Source organism: Litchfieldella qijiaojingensis (assembly GCF_014651875.1).
GTDB lineage: Bacteria > Pseudomonadota > Gammaproteobacteria > Pseudomonadales > Halomonadaceae > Litchfieldella > Litchfieldella qijiaojingensis.
In genome coordinates this window covers 327825-345784 of the sequence record NZ_BMXS01000001.1, presented here as the reverse complement: position 1 = coordinate 345784, position 17960 = coordinate 327825, and the positions used below count along the sequence as shown (strand labels likewise).

The following is a 17960-nucleotide window of genomic DNA, read 5'->3' as shown; positions in this document are numbered from 1 at the left end:
GTCTGAAATGAATAAGCATTGGGCGCCATTGTTTCCCGGTGCCGGCCCGTTTGCCAATAGGCGCTGACTAAACCTTCCATTGCGTGCTGCTATAGCCGGTCTTCATCGGCGCGTTGCAGCAGTTCCGTGAGTTCGCCGTGAATGTCCGGCGCGGTGACGATGATGTTCTCGCCATAGAGATCCTCTGGGATTCCGCTGGGACAGGGGTAGAGGTGGCCCGTTCGCGCGCCTGCCTCGCGGGCGATCAGCAAGCCGGCGGCGAAGTCCCAAGGTGAGACGCTTTCGTAATAGGCGTCCAGTCGACCGCAGGCGACATCGCACAAGTCCAGTGCGGCGGCGCCGTTGCGGCGGATATCCTGGCAGTGCATTAAAACCGCGGACACGCGACGCAGCAGAGGGGGACGGCTATCGCGATTGTAGGGAAAGCCGGTGGCCACCAGACTGCGAGCCAGGCTGGTGGCGCGGCTGGCACGGATACGCTCACCATTGCGATAAGCCCCCGAGCCACGCAAGGCGGTGAACGTCTCGTTGAGAAAGGGGGCGTGGACGACACCGAGTTCCGTGTGGCCGTTTTTCACCCAGGCGATGGACACTGCCACATGCGGCAAGCCATGGGCGAAGTTGACGGTGCCATCGATGGGGTCGACCACCCAAAGAGTGTCGTGAAGGTCGAAGTCGTCACGGTCCGGCGTTAGTTCCTCGGTCAGACGTGGCTCGCCGGGGAATCGTTGCTCGAGCGACTCGGCAATCAGGGTATCCACGGCTACGTCGGTGTCGGTAACCAGTTCGCTGCCTTTCTTGTAGTGCTGCTGGAAATCCTGGTTGGCACGGGCTTCGCGAATGGTGCGACCTGCTCGGTGAGCGATGTCGACGGCCTCTTCGAGACGATCGGCGAGTGACATGGGCTCTCCTTGTAGGGGTTGACGATTGAGAATGGGGCTGACTTCCAGTCTAACAGCATCTGTCCATGGCAGGCGGATCCTCTCTATACTGGATGCCCCGATGATATGTTTGGAGACGATCTCATGCAGGCTCTCGGTGTCGAACAATACGCTCGCCTGCAACATCTGGCGCGTTGCTATGAGCACCGTCATGCCCGGACGATGGAGCAGTCTCCGCAGCGCAATCCTTGCTTGACCGTGGATGCCCTGTGTTTCCAGCCCCTACCCGGCAGCGAAGCCACGGGAGCACTGGTCGGAACGCTGTTGACACCGATTTCGCTTTCGCTGGCCATCGTGCCGCCCGAGGGAGAAACAATGCCCAGCGAGGGGGAGCGGCGCGTGATCGAGTTGCCGGGAGGTCGCTATCCCTTCCAGGCCGAGCGGGTGGATGACCGGGTATGGCTGTGGCGGTGTCCGCTGCTCGACGATCTGCGCGATCTGGAGACGTTGCAGGAAGCCAATCGGCTGGCGCAGCAGCTACTGGATCGGGTCATGACGCCTGCCGTTGACGATTCGCAAGGGAAGGCACCGTCCGCTCGGTAGCGTCGGTCCCCTCCATGGGCTTATGCTGATGTTTCACCGAGCACTGTGATTTTCAGGAGCGAACGATGAGCCCCACATCTCAACCGGCCACGCCCCGCGTGGCCTTGGTGACGGGAACCACCAGCGGTATCGGTGAGGCCGTGGTCAAGCATTTCTGCCAGCAGGGACATCAAGTGCTGGCGGTGGATTTCAACGCGGCCGGCGAGGCCAAGGCCGATGCCGCGGGAGCGGCTTTCTTTCAGGCCGACCTGACCGAGGCCGATGCTTGTCGAGCCGCGGTGGCCGAGGCGGTCAAGCGCTTCGGACATCTCGATATCCTGGTCAACAATGCCGGGATCCAGCATGTGGCGAACATCGAGGAGTTTCCCGAGGACAAGTGGCGCCAGATTCTTGACCTGATGCTGACCGCGCCGTTTTTGCTGACTCAAGCGGCTTGGCCGCATATGCGCAAGGCCGGTTGGGGGCGCATCGTCAATATTGCGTCGGTGCATGCGCAGGTGGCGTCTCCTGGCAAGGCTGCTTATATCAGCGCCAAGCACGGCATGATCGGGCTGACCAAGACGGCAGCGCTGGAAGGCGGTGCCCATGGCATTACCGTCAATGCGATCTGCCCCGCTTACGTGAAAACGCCACTGGTCGACAACCAGATCGCCGACCAGGCTCGCATGCATGGCATGAAAGAGCAGGACGTGATCGAACAGATCATGCTCAAGAATGCCGCCATCAAACGCCTGATCGATCCTTCGGAAGTGGCCTCGTTGGCTGGCTATCTGGCCTCGGACGCGGCTGGGGCGGTAACCGGCTCGAGTTGGAATATCGATCTGGGCTGGACGGCACAGTAGCGCTGCGCGCTGGAAACGAGCCACGGGTGACGAGCTGCGGGCAGTTGATTGCATGTCGGAAGATAAGAACACTGCTGCCCGAAGCCCGAAGCCCGAAGCCCGAAGCCCGAAGCCCGAAGCCCGAAGCCCGAAGCCCGAAGCCCGAAGCCCGAAGCCCGAAGCCCGAAGCCCGAAGCCCGAAGCCCGAAGTCAGCGCCTCACCGGCCGCTTCTGCAGCTTGCGTTGCAGGGTGCGGCGGTGCATACCCAGCGCACGCGCGGTGGCGGAGATATTGCCGTCGTGTTCCTGCAGCACCTTCTGGATATGCTCCCAGGTTACGCGATTGATCGACGGCGGGTTGTCGGCGACTTCGGTGTCGGGGTCGCCGGCCTGCCTGTCGAGCGCGGCGAGGATTTCGTCGGCATCGGCGGGCTTGCACAGATAGTTGACAGCGCCGAGCTTGATGGCTTCCACAGCGGTGGCGATGCTCGAATAACCAGTCAAGACGACTACCCGGCAGTCGGGAGCGACGGCCAGCAACTCAGGCAGCAACTTGAGCCCCGAGCTGTGTTCGAGCTTGAGGTCGAGAGTCGCAATGGCGGGAGGGGTCTGACGGGCCAGCATCAGGGCTTCCTCGGCATTGACCGCGACCATGACCTCGAAGCCACGCCTCATCATGGCGCGTTGCATGACATGACAGAACATTTCGTCGTCGTCGACAATCAGTAGGCGTTGGTTGTCTTGCATGGTGGTTTCAACTCCGATTGGCATCGTGCCGCGGCAGTTTCACTTCGGTCAGGGTGCCCCCTTCCTCATGATTGTAGAGGCTGACGCCACCGCCGAAACGGTTGATGGTGGCATGGGTCAGGAACAGTCCGATACCCATGCCCTTGGTCTTGGTGGAAACGAAGGTATCGCCGAGTTGGTCGGCGATCGACATGGCCACGCCCGGTCCATGGTCGCGAATATCAATGATGACCAGTTCGGCATCCCAATCCAGGTTGATGACGATATTTTCCGGATTGGCGTCGGCGGCATTGTTGAGCAGGTTCATCAATGCCTGATCCAAGGTGGCGTCCACGGCGAGGCAAGGCATCCCCCGGCGTTCGGCGATATCGAAACGATGGCTGACATCCGGGCGCAGCACCAGCCAGCGTTGTATCACTTCACCGAGCCACGTTTCGGCGGTCTTGATCTCGGGTTCTGCCAAACGCCGTCGATCGGCATTGGCGACCAGGTGTTGCAGGCGGGATTTGCAGATATCGACCTGGGCGCGCAGGAGGTCGATATCCTCACGCAAAGGCGAATCCCCGGTGGCATCTCGGCGCATTTCCTTGAGCAACACCGCCATGGTGGAAAGTGGGGTGCCCAACTCGTGAGCGGTACCCGCGGCTTGGGTTGCGACGGCCAGAACCTGTTCGTTGCGCAAGGCGGTCTCGCGGGTGCGTGACAGCGTCTGGTCGCGCCGTCGTAGGGCATGCGCCATTTTGTATATGAAGAAGGTCACCAGTCCCGCCGACAGACCGAAATTCAGCCACATGCCCAGTACGTGCAGACTGATGGAGCCGACGAGCACTCCATGGCTTAGTTGTGGCACTGGCTCGTAGAGCAGCATCAGGAAGGTATAGCCGGCCATGGCGGCACTGGCGATGATCCAGGCATACAGCCAAGGCAGGGTGGCGGCGGCGATGGTCACCGGCACCAGATAATAGGTGATGAAAGGGTTGGTGGAGCCCCCTGTGTAGTAGAACAGCAGCGTCAGCCCGGCGATATCGGCGAGAAGGTGCAGCAAGTATTCGGTATCCGTGACGGCACGAGGCCGACCCAGACGCCACCAGGTGGTCACGTTGACCAGCCCCATGGCAACGATCACGCTGATTACCGGTAGTACGCGCAACTGGAAACCGAGGACCTCGATGCCAAAGATGATGGCGGCGAGAAAGCCGGTCCAGGTGATGCCGCGTACGATCGTCAGGCGCACCAGATTGCGATTGGGTGTCGACAATGGCAGGGGCAGGGCTGGATGCATGGTTACTCCATAATCTGTTGTCCATCATGATACCCGATGCGTTCTCGATGCTCAGCTCCACGGCCCTTTGGTTGCCGATCCCGAGGGGCGGTCCTAGACTCGATATAACCACTGGCGACGGATGGGGGGTTACCATGCGTACGGAAACGGTGAGCGATGAGGTGTTCTTCGACAAGCTCAGGCATTGCATTGCGGGAGAGCATATCGTTATCGATCATGACGGCACGCATTATCCTGCCCGTATCCAGTATGTGACCGGAACCGGAGTGAAGGTGATTCCCGAGTCGCTGCTGGACGGAAGCCATGGCGAGCCGGGTGACCTCAACGGAGTCATGGAATCCTTTGCTTACGTCGTGGAACTGGAGAAGGATGGCGTTCTCTATCGACGCGAGCGCTGATGTTTTCCATCGCTCGGGGCCTACACGACACCCGCTCAAAGCCGTAGAATTGCTGCCACTTCAACCCATTTGCGGCCAATGGATGTTTTTCATCCGGCCATCGGCCGCTGCAGACGTCGTGAACACCCTACATGTCAGAGTCACCGTTGGCCCGGGAAGTCGGGCTCAGAAGAACCTTTGCCATCATTTCGCACCCCGATGCGGGCAAGACCACCATCACCGAGAAGATGCTGTTGTTCGGTAACGCCATCCAGTTGGCGGGGTCGGTCAAGAGCAAGCGTGCCGATCGCCATGCTACCTCCGATTGGATGAAGATGGAGCAGGAGCGCGGGATCTCTGTCACTACCTCGGTGATGCAGTTCCCTTACAAGGGGCGCATCGTCAACCTGCTCGACACGCCGGGGCATGCCGACTTCTCCGAGGATACCTACCGCACGCTCACCGCTGTCGATTCGGCGCTGATGGTCATCGATGCCGCCAAGGGCGTCGAGGAACGCACCATCAAGCTAATGAATGTCTGCCGACTACGGACCACGCCGATCCTGACCTTCATCAACAAGCTGGATCGCGATACTCGTGATCCCATTGAAGTCATGGACGAGGTCGAGACGGTACTCGACATCCAGTGCGCGCCGATGACTTGGCCGATCGGGATGGGGCGTCACTTCAAGGGCGTTTATCACCTCTACAACGATGTCATTCACCTCTACACCCAGGGCCAGGGCGACCGCATCCCCGAAGACAAGCGTATCGAAGGGCTCGACAACCCCGAGGTGGACGAAGTGTTGGGGGCCGACCAAGCCGAGGAGCTGCGCATGGAGGTGGATCTGGTACGCGGAGCTTCGCATGCCTTCGATCTCGAGGCCTACCGGCGCGGCGAATTGACTCCGGTCTATTTCGGTACCGCCTTGGGCAACTTCGGTGTGCGCGAGATGCTTGACGGTTTCGTCGAATACGCCCCGGCACCCCAGCCACGCGAGACCGATGTCCGGGAAGTGGGGGCCAACGACGAGCGTTTCAGCGGCTTCGTCTTCAAGATCCAGGCCAACATGGACCCCAACCACCGCGATCGCATCGCCTTCCTACGGGTCTGTTCGGGCAAGTACGAGAAGAACATGAAGATGCGTCACGTGCGGATCAAGAAGGACGTCAAGATCGCCGATGCCCTGACCTTCATGGCCTCGGACCGCACCCACGTGGAAGAAGCCTGGCCAGGCGACATCATCGGCCTGCATAACCATGGCACCATCCAGATTGGCGACACCTTCACCCTGGGCGAGGACATGCGCTTCACCGGTATCCCGCATTTCGCCCCGGAACTCTTCAAGCGTGTGCGCTTGAAGGATCCATTGAAGATGAAGGCGTTGCAGAAGGGACTGCAGCAGCTCTCCGAGGAAGGCGCGACACAGGTCTTCATGCCGCTGGACAACAACGACCTGATCCTCGGCGCGGTGGGTGCCCTACAGTTCGACGTGGTGGCTCATCGACTCAAGGAGGAGTACAAGGTTGACTGCGTCTACGAGGCCGTGAATGTCCATACTGCACGTTGGATCTACTGCGACGACGCCAAGAAACTCGAGGAATTCAAGCGCAAGGCCAGCACCAACGTGGCACTAGACGGCGGCGGTTACCTGACCTATATCGCGCCGACCCGGGTCAATCTGCAGATGACCCAGGAGCGCTGGCCGGAGATTCGCTTCGCGGCGACTAGGGAGCACTGACCCCCTGCAGGGAGCTTGAAGCCATAAGCTTGAAGCTGGAAGGGCAACCATACTGTTTGGCAGTGGTGCCAGATGCGGCGCTTGACGCGTGAACAAGCGAACCTCCTTTTTCATGGATGAAAAAGGGAGCGCCCAAGGATGGGTTCACAGCGTGTGAGCGTTTCACGCGGCAAGTCAGCCGCAATTCTCTTGCTGCTGCGAAGGGGTTGGAATGCTCATCGACGCCCATTGCCATCTGGATTTTCCTGACTTCGACGCCGACCGAGAGGCGATGCTCGAACGAGCAAGAGCGGCCGGCGTCGGACACTTCGTGGTACCGGGAACCACTCGGCAGCGCTGGCCGGCGGTGCTGGCGTTGGCCGAGCGAGCCGACATCAGTGCATGTCTAGGGCTGCACCCTTACTTCATGACCGAGCATGCGGATGACGACGTCGATGCCTTGGCGTATGTCCTCAAGGAAAATCCCCACCTGGTGGCAGTCGGGGAATGTGGCATCGATGCGCGTTTCAATGAGACGCTCGACGCTCAGTGGGCACTCTTCGACGACCAGTTGCGATTGGCCAAGTCACGGCGTCTGCCAGCAGTGATTCACTGCGTGCGGGCCAACGACGAGGTAGCCAAGCGCCTGCGCCAACTCGACCTGCCCGCCGGCGGGCTGATCCATGCCTTCGCTGGCAGCAAGGAACAGGCCAGACGTTTCATCGATCTGGGGTTCGTGGTGGGCCTGGGAGGCGCGGTCACTCATGAGCGAGCTCAGCGACTGCGGCGGGCCGTGGCAAGCCTGTCGGATGACGGTTACGTGCTGGAAACCGATAGTCCGGACATGCCCCTTGCGCGTTATCGAGGGATGCGCAATGAGCCAGCCAGGGTGACTGAGGTTTGCGAGGTCGTGGCCACGCTACGTGGCCAACCGTTCGACACTGTGGTCGAGAATAGTACCGCTAATGCGCGCAGGCTGTTCGGGCTTCCCGATACCATCACGGGCTAGGTCTTTTGTACCAGGCTTTCCGGATCCAGGCGTTCCACAGCATAGGGTAGTTTGAGTGGTTTGAGTCGTTGACCGGCCACTGAAAGCGGGCCCGGTACTTCCTTGGTCGTCATCACCGCCAGGATTTCCGCCTGGCCGTAGGCATCGAGCTCGGCGCAGAAAACCTCTCCATGCGGCTTGCCTTCGCTATCCTCCACCGCGTCGCCCGGTTCGGGCAACTCGGCTCCTTCGAGTTGGGCGCGTATCAGACGCTTCTTGACCTGGCCGCGGAAGTGCGCGCGTGCCACGACTTCCTGCCCGGTATAACAGCCCTTCTTGAAGCTGATGCCACCCAACGCTTCCCAATTGATCATCTGTGGCAGATAGGTATCGCGGTGGACATCGCGCATCCAGGCCATGCCGGCCTGAATGTCATGTAGACACCAAACGGCATTGCCCACTGGCGTGGTATGCGGGGCCAGCAATTCCCACACATTGCCGACATCCTGCTCCGGGACGATCAGCAACAGTCGTGGGCGCGGGCCAGGGTGGCGCAGCGCATGTCGCTCGCCTTGACGGGCATGATGCCAGACAGCGGGAGGCTCGATATCAAGTTTGGCCTCCAGCAGTGCCGGCGCCTCGTTGCCGATCAAGCCAAGCATGACCAGATCGTCACGCACTCGCATGTCAGCCTTGTAAAAGGCGGCGAACTTGTCGAGGTGTTCTTTCAGGGGAGACAACAGACTGTATTCGGGAATCAGCCAGAAACGCTGGTCTTCCACGCGCACCACTTGTGCATTGGCCAGCATGCGCCCCTTGGGGGTGCAAAAGCAGGTCAAGGGGGCGAAACCCGATGATGCCAGGCTGAGTTGGGCACTGGCCTGACCTTGCAGGAAACGCTCGGCATCGGCACCGCTGATTTCCAGAATCCCCAAGTGGGCCAGAGGCGTTCGCACACTAGTGTCCAGAGCCTTGCGGGCTTGGTCGGGCGTGTCGAATCCTACCCGTCTCTCATCAAGGGGAGTGGCGCCCACCAGGGCATTCCAGTCGGTCATACGAAACTCCATCTCGCATCGGGCATGACACCATTACACCATAGTGCATGGGGGTTAGGCACGATGATTCAAGGCCAACCCAGGGTGGCGGACGCATGATAGACTGAACCATGAGTTCATGCCGCTATACAGGAGTCGACCATGGCCCATATTTCCCTCAGCTTCGAAGGCGTCGACGATGCTGAATTGATCAATCGCATCACCACGGCATTGATGATGCTTGATGGGGTCGAGAGTGCCGAGGTCGGGCGTCATGGAGCCGAAGTGGAAGGGCGGGTACGTCGCGAACTGTTGATAGAGACCGTCGAAGCACTCGGCGTCAAGGTACGCTGACATGAGCATCACGGTGATCAGCGAACGCGATGGCAAGTATCGACAGCGTGTCGTCGTCGATGGTTTCGAGGATCTTTTCGTCGATTCGCCACGGATCGTCGGTGGTGACGAGAGCGCTCCGGACCCACACGATTATTTCGACCTGTCGCTGGCGGCCTGCAAGGCGATCACGGCCCAGATGTATGCCTATCGCAAGGAGTGGCCACTCGAAGGGGTAACGGCCATTGTGAGCCGCGATGAACGTGACGAACGACACGGTGTCTATCGGCTGGACGTGCTGTTGCGCTTCCACGGAGACCTCGATGACGCGCAGCTCGAGCGTCTGACCGAGATTTCGAATCGTTGCCCGATTCATCGTCTAATGACCACCTCCACAGTCGAGATCACTACCCGGCGGGATTGAGTGCGTGCGTTCCCGCCGGTCAGTCGACGAGATATCGCTCATGAGCAAAGCCTTCAAGCTGAATTCCAAGTTCCGGCCCGCCGGCGATCAGCCAATGGCCATCGACAGCCTGATCAAGGGGCTTGAGGCGGGGTTGGCGCACCAGACCATGCTTGGTGTGACCGGCTCAGGCAAGACCTTCACCATGGCCAACATCGTCGAGCGCCTGCAGCGACCGACCATCGTCATGGCGCCCAACAAGACACTGGCAGCGCAGCTCTACGGAGAGTTCAAGGCGTTCTTTCCCGACAACGCCGTGGAGTATTTCGTCTCCTACTACGACTACTATCAACCCGAAGCCTATGTGCCGTCGTCGGACACCTTCATCGAAAAGGATGCCTCGATCAATGACCATATCGAGCAGATGCGTCTGTCAGCGACCAAGGCGCTGCTCGAACGGCGCGACGCGCTGATCGTGGTCTCGGTTTCGGCCATTTACGGGCTGGGCGATCCCGATCAGTATCTCAAGATGCGCCTGCACTTCAATCGTGGAGAACTGATCGACCAGCGTTCTTTCCTCAGGCGTTTGGCCGAGTTGCAGTACACGCGAAACGACATGGACTTTCGCCGTGGTACCTATCGGGTACGTGGCGATGTCATCGATATCTTCCCGGCCGATGCCGACGAGGAAGCAGTGCGCGTCGAGCTGTTCGACGACGAGATAGACTCCATTCGCCTGTTCGATCCGTTGACCGGCGAGGTACATGGACAGGTGCCGCGCATGACCATCTATCCCAAGACGCACTATGTCACGCCGCGCGACACCATCCTCCAGGCCGCCGATCATATCAAGCTCGAGCTGGCTGAGCGCCTGGAGTGGCTGCGTAAGCACGACAAGCTCGTCGAGGCCCAGCGTCTCGAGCAGCGCACGCTCTATGACATCGAGATGATGCACGAACTGGGATATTGCAACGGCATCGAGAACTATTCGCGTTATCTGTCGGGGCGGGCTCCTGGTGAGCCGCCGCCGACCTTCTTCGACTATCTGCCATCCGATGCATTGTTGTTCATCGACGAATCCCACGTCAGCGTGCCGCAGGTAGGCGGAATGTATCGCGGCGACCGCTCGCGCAAGGAGACCTTGGTGGAGTACGGGTTCCGACTGCCATCGGCGTTGGACAACCGTCCCATGACTTTCGAGGAGTGGGAGCGGGTCTGCCCACAAGGCATCTTCGTTTCGGCTACGCCGGGCCCTTATGAGGAAGAGCACGCGGGGCAAGTGGTTGAACTGGTGGTCAGGCCGACCGGTCTGGTCGACCCCGAAATCGAGGTGCGGCCGGCTTCCACCCAGGTGGATGATCTGCTGTCCGAGATTCGCCTGCGAGCCGAAGTGGGGGAGAGGGTTCTGGTCACCACGCTCACCAAGCGTATGGCCGAGGACCTGACCGAGTACCTGGATGAACATGATGTCCGGGTGCGCTACCTGCACTCGGACATCGATACGGTGGAGCGGGTCGAAATCATTCGCGATCTTCGCCTTGGCAAGTTCGACGTGTTGGTCGGTATCAACCTGCTGCGCGAGGGGCTGGACATCCCTGAAGTATCGCTGGTGGCGATTCTAGACGCCGACAAGGAAGGGTTCCTGCGTGCCGAACGCTCATTGATCCAGACCATAGGGCGCGCGGCACGTAACGCCAACGGCAAGGCGTTGCTTTATGGCGATCGCATCACCGACTCCATGCGTCGCGCCATCGATGAAACCGAGCGCCGGCGCGCCAAGCAGATCGCCTTCAATGAAGAACACGGCATTACTCCGCAGACGGTGACCAAATCGGTTGCCGATATCATGGAGGGCGCTCAGACCCCTGGTAAGAAAGGAGGGCGCAAGCGTACCGAACGCCTGGTGGCCGAACGCGATGCGGTCTATGACAAGAACAAGGGCCACCCGATGGGGGGCGACGAACTGAAACGCGAGATCTCGCGTTTGGAAGATGCCATGTTCGAAGCGGCCCAGAACCTGGAATTCGAGGAAGCGGCCAGGCTGCGCGATCGCATTCACCAATACAAGGAACAACTGCTGACGTTGGGTTGAGCGAGTACTTATACCGTTATCTTTATTGGCCTCATCAACCATAAGCATAGTCCGAGCCTTTTCACGTCCTCAGGCGGGATAGGGTATAATCCGCGCCCATCGGGGCCTGCCTGCGTCTCCTGACAACGCCGGCGGCCATTCGTCACTGCCAAGGAGCGCCTTACCTCATGACCGTGATCCGCCAGGATGACCTGATCCAGAGCGTGGCTGACGCCCTCCAGTACATCTCCTATTACCATCCCAAGGACTTCATCGACGCCATGAATGCGGCGTACGAGCGCGAGGAAAATCCCGCTGCCAAGGATGCCATCGCCCAGATCCTGATCAATTCCCGGATGTGTGCCACCGGCCATCGCCCCATCTGCCAGGATACCGGCATCGTCACCGTCTTCGTTCACGTAGGTATGAACGTGCGCTGGGAAGGCGACATGAGCCTGGATGACATGATCAACGAGGGCGTGCGACGCGCCTATCAGTTGCCGGACAACGTGCTGCGCGCCTCGGTGCTGGCTGATCCGGATGGCAAGCGTCAGAACACCAAGGACAATACTCCGGCGGTGATCCACCACAAGCTGGTGCCGGGCGACACGGTCGAGATCCATGTCGCCGCCAAGGGCGGTGGCAGCGAAGCCAAGTCCAAGTTCGCCATGCTCAACCCCTCCGACAACGTAGTCGATTGGGTGCTCGAGCAGTTACCCAAGATGGGCGCGGGTTGGTGTCCGCCCGGTATGCTGGGTATCGGCATTGGCGGTACCGCCGAAAAGGCCATGGAACTGGCCAAGGAATCGCTTCTCGACCCTATCGACATCCAGGAATTGCAGGCTCGCGGGGCGAGCAATCGCGCCGAGGAGCTTCGTCTCGAGCTGTACGACAAGGTCAACAAGAGCGGCATCGGTGCTCAGGGCCTGGGCGGTCTGACCACGGTGCTCGACATCAAGGTGAAGGACTATCCGACCCATGCCGCCAACAAGCCGGTGGCGATCATCCCCAACTGTGCCGCCACTCGTCACGTGCATTTCAGCCTGGATGGCAGCGGCCCTGCCGAGCTGCCAGCCCCCAGGCTGGAAGACTGGCCGGAGATCACCCGCGAAGCGGGCGAGAACGTCAAGCGTGTCAACCTCGATACCATCACCGAGGAAGAGGTGCAAAGCTGGAAGCCGGGTGATACCTTGCTGCTCAATGGCAAGTTGCTGACCGGCCGTGACGCCGCCCATAAGCGCATGGTCGATATGCTGACCAAGGGCCAGAAGCTGCCGGTCGATTTGAAAGGGCGTTTCATCTACTACGTGGGGCCGGTGGATCCCGTGCGTGACGAAGTGGTCGGGCCGGCAGGCCCTACTACGGCGACACGCATGGACAAGTTCACCCGGACCATGCTGGAAGCCACTGGCTTGCTGGGCATGGTCGGCAAGGCCGAGCGTGGCCCGACCGCTATCGAGGCGATCCGCGATCACAAGGCGACCTACCTGATGGCCGTGGGGGGCGCTGCCTACCTGGTTGCCCAGGCAATCAAGAAATCGCGGGTCGTGGGATTCGAGGATCTTGGTATGGAAGCCATCTACGAATTCGAGGTGGAAGACATGCCGGTCACGGTGGCTGTGGACAGCCAAGGGGAGTCGGTACATCAGACTGGCCCAGCGAAGTGGAAGGAAATCATCGCCGAAAGAGTCTAAGGAAAGACATGCCGGCGGCATCACCATGCTGGTGGCGCCGCTGGCTCTCGGCAGACGGATCTGAGCGGGGAACGGCATGACGTCTTGGCTGGTCGGGTTCGCGATCTTCATGGTGCATGTACTGGGGACTCTGTCCGCGGTGCAGGCCTTGATGTCGAGCCGTACCTCGCAAGGGGCTGTCGCCTGGATCATTTCTCTGGTGACCTTCCCTTATGCTGCGCTTCCCGCCTACTGGATCTTCGGACGACCTCGCTTCTACGGCTATGTCTCGGCACGCGGTGAGCGAGACACCGTGCTGCGTCGTGTACTAGCCCGTTATCGGGATCTGATCGAGCCTTATCTAGCCCCCCCTCACCGCGGCGATGTGCGAGCCGTCGAACAGCTTGCGATGATGCCGCTGACCAGCGGTAACCGTGCCGAGTTGCTAGTCAACGGCCAGGCCACCTTCGACAGCCTGTTTGCCGGTATCGCCGAGGCAGAGGAGTATATCCTCATCCAGTTCTTCATCGTTCGCCACGATGCCTTGGGTGTCGAGCTCAAACGACGCCTCGAGCATGCCGCGGAGCGAGGGGTACGCGTCTATTTCCTGTACGACGAGATTGGCTGCCACAAGCTCGACGATGGTTACCTAAACGATCTCAGAGAAGCTGGGGTGGAAGTCAGTGCCTTCAACTCCTCCCGAGGAATACGCCATCGCTTCCAACTCAACTTTCGCAACCACCGCAAGGTGTTGGTGGTAGACGGTCGTCAGGGTTGGCTAGGCGGCTTCAATGTCGGCGTGGAATATCTTGGTCAACACAAGCGCCATGGCCCGTGGCGGGATACCCATCTCAAACTGACCGGCCCCAGCGTGCTGGGGCTTCAGGAGGCGTTCTGGGAGGATTGGCATTGGGCGACAGGCGACGTACTCAATCTGGCCTGGGAACCTCAGGTGACCTGTGTGGAGTGCCAGAACGTCGTGATCGTGCCCTCGGGGCCGGCCGACCGTCTCGAAACCGCCAGCCTGCTGGTACAACAAGCCATCCATAATGCGAATGAGCGATTCTGGGTTACCAGCCCCTACTTCGTTCCCGATCAGAGTGTTCAGGATGCCTTGCGCCTGGCAGCGATGCGCGGTGTCGATGTCAGGGTAATGATCCCTGAGCATCCCGACCACCTGCTGGTCTTTCTCTCGGCCTTCGCCTTTCTGCCAGATATGGTGCGTGCCGGCGTCAAGGTATATCGCTATCAGCCGGGTTTCCTGCACCAGAAAGTGATGTTGATCGATGATCACAGTGCCACCGTGGGTACCGTCAACCTGGATAATCGCTCCTTCCGTCTCAACTTCGAGATTACGGCTTTCGTACCCGACAAACGCTTTGCGGCGGAAGTCCGGCTGATGCTTGAGAAGGATTTCGCCGCCTGCCGTCGCATCAGTTACGATGAGCTCAGACAGCGGCCGTTATGGAAGAAACTCGTCTCGCGCGCCGCCTATTTGCTATCGCCGGTTCAGTAGGTCGGGATATCAACGCTGCGCCACAGGGTTGCGGAAAGTCGACAGTGCCGTTGGTTGGCGGGCAACACTCAAGTAAACTGTTGTTTTTCACGACATGTCATCGGAGTCGCGGTGAATCTCGAGACCAAGTGGCTGGAAGACTTCGTCGCCCTGGCCAACACCCGCAGCTTTTCCGCGTCGGCGCGGCAGCGCCACGTCACGCAGCCGGCCTTCAGCCGGCGTATTCGTTCGCTGGAGCAAGCCGTGGGTGTGACCCTGGTGGATCGGTCCACCACCCCGGTAGGACTGACACCGGAAGGGCAATTGTTTCTGGTCACCGCTCGGAATCTGGTCGAGCAGCTCAGTGAATGCCTAGGCCATCTTCGCGGTTTATCGATAGCCAACGAGGCACTCGATATCGTTGCCGCCCATTCCTTGGCACTTGCCTTTTACCCGCAATGGATCTCGCGTCTACAGCAAGGGCTCGGTGAACTGCCGACACGGTTGGTGGCCATGAATGTCGGCGATGCCATCCATGTCCTCCGCGAAGGTAACTGCGACTTGATGCTCGGCTACTATGACCCCTATGCCAGCATGCAACTCGATGCCGAAGTGTTTCCGTCGTTTTCGATCGGTCAGGTCAAGATGATTCCGGTTTGTCTCCCCGACGAGCAAGGCCAACCGCTGTACCCCTTGAACGGTGATCAACCGATTCCCTATCTGGCCTATACCCAGGGGGCCTTTCTCGGACGCAGCGTGCGCATGTTGCTGAAGAACGATCCCGTGCGCTTGCGCCTGCGCACCATCTACGAGACAGCCATGGCCGAGGGCTTGAAAGGGATGATGCTACAGGGCGTGGGCATGGCCTGGATTCCCGATTTTTGCATTCGGGAAGAGTTGGCTAGTGGCCGCCTGGTCAGGGCCGCGGATAGTGCCTGGGACGTGCCGCTGGAGATTCGCTTGTATCGTTGCTCACTGGTTCACAAGCCTGGAGTAGAGAAACTTTGGCGGCAGATGATGAAATTGCCTCGCGATTTTCTCCAGGCTTGAATGAACCATGACTTCCTAGTACTACTGCGCCCGTCCTCTCTTTCACTTGCACCGGCAATCCTTGCCTTTTCATGCGGTCATGCTCCGCTGAAATCGGCGGGCAGGCCAAGGAAATTCTGAATGATGAAGAAGTGGTCCTCGAATAGGGTCTCCGGTTCGAGATCGGCCAGTGCCACCCAGCGTGCGTGATCGCCTCCCTTGGTCGGTTTGAGCTGGGGGAGATGTTGCTCGGGGCGCAAGGCGAAGTAGAAGGCTTCCGCCAACGTGCGTCCACGCCAGCTTCGATGAGGTTCGTCGAATAATCGTTGTCCTCGTAACGATCCCTTCAACACTGGCTCGGGTACCTTGAGGCGCACACGCTCTCGCAATTCACGCAGGCAGGCATCCAGCAGTCGCTCATGCGGGTTGATGAACCCGCCGGGCAATGTCAGCAATCCCTTGCCAGGAGCCGCGGTGCGCTTGACCAACAGCACATGCCCTGACTGCACCACCACCGCATTGACGGTAACGAAGATCGGCGGATAGGGTGCGTCGGCCCAAGCCTGACGATACTGATTCAGCAGATGCTGTTCCTCGAGCAGTCGCTGCCAGGGCTCACTGGCCTCGAAGGCATGCAAGGTCTCGTGCACGCTGGGCGGCAAGTCGTGGGCAGCACCCGTGGAGAGATAGTCGTTAGCCGATGAAGACGAGCGAAACAGTCGCTCACGGATACGGCTAGCGGAGATGCCCTCGACCAACGGTACGCTAACCGACTCCCATTGCGGGAACAGGCTGAGATAATAGCTGGACTGTCCACGACTGGCGCCGATCAGGCCAATACGTGGCAGCTTTCCATGACTGGGAATGGCGATATCGCGCACCTTGCGCTGCACATCGCGTACCCAAACGTCGTTGTTGTAGAGGGCATCCAGCAGCGGCTCGATTGCCAGGCGCTGGTTGTCCTCTTCATCGAAGCAACTCCTGAGCATCGATTGGCGTTCCTCGAAACGCCATGGGTTGCGCAGCGACCTGGCTTGCCAGGCCGAGCCCACCAGCACGATGACCTGTCGCGCACGCTTCAAGGCTTCATGGATCACCGCCAAGTGCCCCAGATGGGGTGGCTGGAAGCGCCCGATAAAGACCAGGCAGTCGAAATCGGGCAACGGCTGTGGCGAAGACGCCATAAAATCTCCAGGCAAAAGTAAACGGCGATGGCCTGCGGCAGGCACATTATCAGTGCCAAGAGGACTCGCTGCAATGCAGCTATGACGGTCGTCGTCGTGCCAACAAACGCTTGATCAACTGCGAGAACCCTGGCCCGGGAACGGGACATCGTTCCCCGCAATACGGCGGTGCTGGTCAAGCGCGAGCTGTTGACCGGCGACGGTTGAGGTGAGTGAAGGGGGAGCAAGTCGAGGAGGAGGCTCCCTCAAGCCGCCTGGTGAGGCTGGGCCTTGAAGCGCTCCTCCGCCACCCGATCGGCAATCTCTTCCGGTGGGGAATGCTCGCGCCGGGCGCGCTGGAAGATTTCGTCCAACGTATCCTCGATTCGTTCGATATGAGCCATCACGGCCTCGCGACGGTAACCTTGGCGACGCAACTGCCAGGCCACCTCGATCACACCACCGGCATTGGCGGCGTAATCCGGAGTATAGAGAATGCCGCGTTCATGCAATCGCCGGCCCGCGTCAGGAGAGGCGAGCTGGTTGTTGGCGGCGCCGGCCACGACCCGGGCTTTCAGGCGTTCACATACCGTTTCGTCGATCACCCCGCCCAAGGCACAGGGAGCGAAGACATCGACGTCGACATCGAAGATTTCGGCGGGAGATACCACCTCGGCTCCAAGCTCATTGGCCAGTTGTACGGCCGCGGCTTCGTTCACGTCGCTGACGACCAGTGTGGCTCCGGCAGCATACAGCTTGCGAGCCAGGTGGGTTCCGACATGCCCGACCCCCTGAATGGCTACCCGAACACCTTTCAGATGCTGCCTGCCAAGTCCATGACGTACCGCGCAGCGCAAGGCGAAGAACACCCCATGCGCAGTGAAGGGGGAAGGGTCACCGGACTCGCCGCTGGCTTTACGCAAGCCACTGACATGCTCGGTCTGCCTGGCGATCACCTGCATGTCCGCCTCACTGGAACCGGAATCCTCAGCGGTGATATAGCGGCCACCCAATGAATCGACCAGCCGCCCCATGGCTTCTAGCAGGGCCGGTGTCTTGTCGCATTTGGGGTCGGCGATGATCACTGCCTTACCCCCGCCCAGTGGCAGGTTGGCCAGTGCCGACTTGTAGGTCATGCCGCGCGACAGGCGCAAAACATCGGTCAAGGCATCGTCTTCGTTGGCGTAGGGAAAAATGCGAAGACCGCCCAATGCCGGGCCGCGGCAGGTGTTGTGGATGGCGATGATGGCCCGCAGGCCGCTGACATCGTCGAAACCGAAGACGATTTGCTCGTGTCGATCGAATTCCGGATGCTGGAAGACATGCATGACGTTATCCC

The 17960-nt window shown here is 60.1% G+C and carries 17 protein-coding genes; 11 read left to right on the top strand and 6 right to left on the bottom strand.

Translation table 11 applies throughout. The features are described from left to right. Positions 1-89 precede the first annotated feature (89 nt). The gene (locus tag IE093_RS01735; protein WP_189465485.1) at positions 90-902 is read right to left on the bottom strand and encodes an inositol monophosphatase family protein; all 813 of its coding nucleotides are present in this window, start codon (positions 900-902) and stop codon (positions 90-92) included. Positions 903-1025: 123 nt separating this feature from the next. Here IE093_RS01735 and hybE point away from each other — a divergent pair, with 123 nt between their 5' ends. Further along, positions 1026-1484: a [NiFe]-hydrogenase assembly chaperone HybE gene (hybE, locus tag IE093_RS01730; RefSeq protein ID WP_189465483.1), complete on the top strand. Its 459-nt coding sequence runs from the start codon at positions 1026-1028 to the stop codon at positions 1482-1484. 65 nt (positions 1485-1549) lie between these two features. Continuing rightward, positions 1550-2326 carry a 3-hydroxybutyrate dehydrogenase gene (locus IE093_RS01725; RefSeq protein ID WP_189465480.1) on the top strand — a complete coding sequence of 259 codons (777 nt, stop codon included), beginning with the start codon at positions 1550-1552 and terminating at the stop codon, positions 2324-2326. Between the two features lie 189 nt (positions 2327-2515). Here the strand turns inward: IE093_RS01725 and IE093_RS01720 are convergent, their stop codons facing one another. Both IE093_RS01720 and IE093_RS01715 read right to left on the bottom strand, forming a co-directional pair. Continuing rightward, positions 2516-3052, bottom strand: a complete 537-nt coding sequence (locus IE093_RS01720; protein WP_189465477.1) for a response regulator transcription factor — start codon at positions 3050-3052, stop codon at positions 2516-2518. A 7-nt stretch (positions 3053-3059) separates the two neighbouring features. Then, positions 3060-4334: an ATP-binding protein gene (locus tag IE093_RS01715; RefSeq protein WP_189465475.1), complete on the bottom strand. Its 1275-nt coding sequence runs from the start codon at positions 4332-4334 to the stop codon at positions 3060-3062. Positions 4335-4468: 134 nt separating this feature from the next. Here IE093_RS01715 and IE093_RS01710 point away from each other — a divergent pair, with 134 nt between their 5' ends. The 3 genes from IE093_RS01710 (at position 4469) to IE093_RS01700 (ending at position 7441) form a co-directional block, all read left to right on the top strand. Beyond that, a complete protein-coding gene (locus IE093_RS01710; RefSeq protein ID WP_189465473.1) occupies positions 4469-4732 on the top strand; it encodes a hypothetical protein in 264 nt (87 codons plus the stop codon). A gap of 131 nt (positions 4733-4863) precedes the next feature. Then, positions 4864-6453 carry a peptide chain release factor 3 gene (locus IE093_RS01705; RefSeq protein WP_189465470.1) on the top strand — a complete coding sequence of 530 codons (1590 nt, stop codon included), beginning with the start codon at positions 4864-4866 and terminating at the stop codon, positions 6451-6453. A 211-nt stretch (positions 6454-6664) separates the two neighbouring features. Continuing rightward, complete coding sequence (locus IE093_RS01700; protein WP_189465468.1) at positions 6665-7441, top strand: TatD family hydrolase; 777 nt, start codon at positions 6665-6667, stop codon at positions 7439-7441. Here the strand turns inward: IE093_RS01700 and ygfZ are convergent. Further along, positions 7438-8475, bottom strand: a complete 1038-nt coding sequence (gene ygfZ, locus IE093_RS01695) for a CAF17-like 4Fe-4S cluster assembly/insertion protein YgfZ (protein ID WP_189465465.1) — start codon at positions 8473-8475, stop codon at positions 7438-7440. The genes IE093_RS01700 and ygfZ overlap by 4 nt on opposite strands. A 141-nt stretch (positions 8476-8616) precedes the next feature. Here ygfZ and IE093_RS01690 point away from each other — a divergent pair, with 141 nt between their 5' ends. The 6 genes from IE093_RS01690 to IE093_RS01665 all read left to right on the top strand — a co-directional run bounded on the left by IE093_RS01690 (position 8617) and on the right by IE093_RS01665 (position 15479). Beyond that, on the top strand, positions 8617-8808 hold the full coding sequence (locus IE093_RS01690; protein WP_189465462.1) for a hypothetical protein: 192 nt from the start codon (positions 8617-8619) through the stop codon (positions 8806-8808). A 1-nt stretch (position 8809) separates the two neighbouring features. Beyond that, positions 8810-9211: an OsmC family protein gene (locus tag IE093_RS01685; protein WP_189465460.1), complete on the top strand. Its 402-nt coding sequence runs from the start codon at positions 8810-8812 to the stop codon at positions 9209-9211. 40 nt (positions 9212-9251) lie between these two features. Further along, on the top strand, positions 9252-11282 hold the full coding sequence (gene uvrB / locus IE093_RS01680) for an excinuclease ABC subunit UvrB (RefSeq protein WP_189465457.1): 2031 nt from the start codon (positions 9252-9254) through the stop codon (positions 11280-11282). Positions 11283-11449: 167 nt separating this feature from the next. Then, on the top strand, positions 11450-12955 hold the full coding sequence (locus IE093_RS01675) for a fumarate hydratase (protein ID WP_189465430.1): 1506 nt from the start codon (positions 11450-11452) through the stop codon (positions 12953-12955). A 76-nt stretch (positions 12956-13031) separates the two neighbouring features. Then, the gene (gene cls / locus IE093_RS01670) at positions 13032-14450 is read left to right on the top strand and encodes a cardiolipin synthase (protein WP_189465428.1); all 1419 of its coding nucleotides are present in this window, start codon (positions 13032-13034) and stop codon (positions 14448-14450) included. A gap of 111 nt (positions 14451-14561) precedes the next feature. Then, positions 14562-15479: a LysR family transcriptional regulator gene (locus IE093_RS01665; RefSeq protein WP_189465424.1), complete on the top strand. Its 918-nt coding sequence runs from the start codon at positions 14562-14564 to the stop codon at positions 15477-15479. 77 nt (positions 15480-15556) lie between these two features. On the opposite strand, the gene IE093_RS01660 is transcribed toward IE093_RS01665, so the two are convergent. Both IE093_RS01660 and IE093_RS01655 read right to left on the bottom strand, forming a co-directional pair. After that, positions 15557-16642 (bottom strand): bifunctional nicotinamide-nucleotide adenylyltransferase/Nudix hydroxylase, encoded by a 1086-nt coding sequence (locus IE093_RS01660; protein ID WP_189465422.1) that lies wholly within the window; start codon positions 16640-16642, stop codon positions 15557-15559. 245 nt (positions 16643-16887) lie between these two features. After that, on the bottom strand, positions 16888-17949 hold the full coding sequence (locus IE093_RS01655; protein WP_189465419.1) for a Glu/Leu/Phe/Val family dehydrogenase: 1062 nt from the start codon (positions 17947-17949) through the stop codon (positions 16888-16890). Positions 17950-17960: the final 11 nt, after the last annotated feature.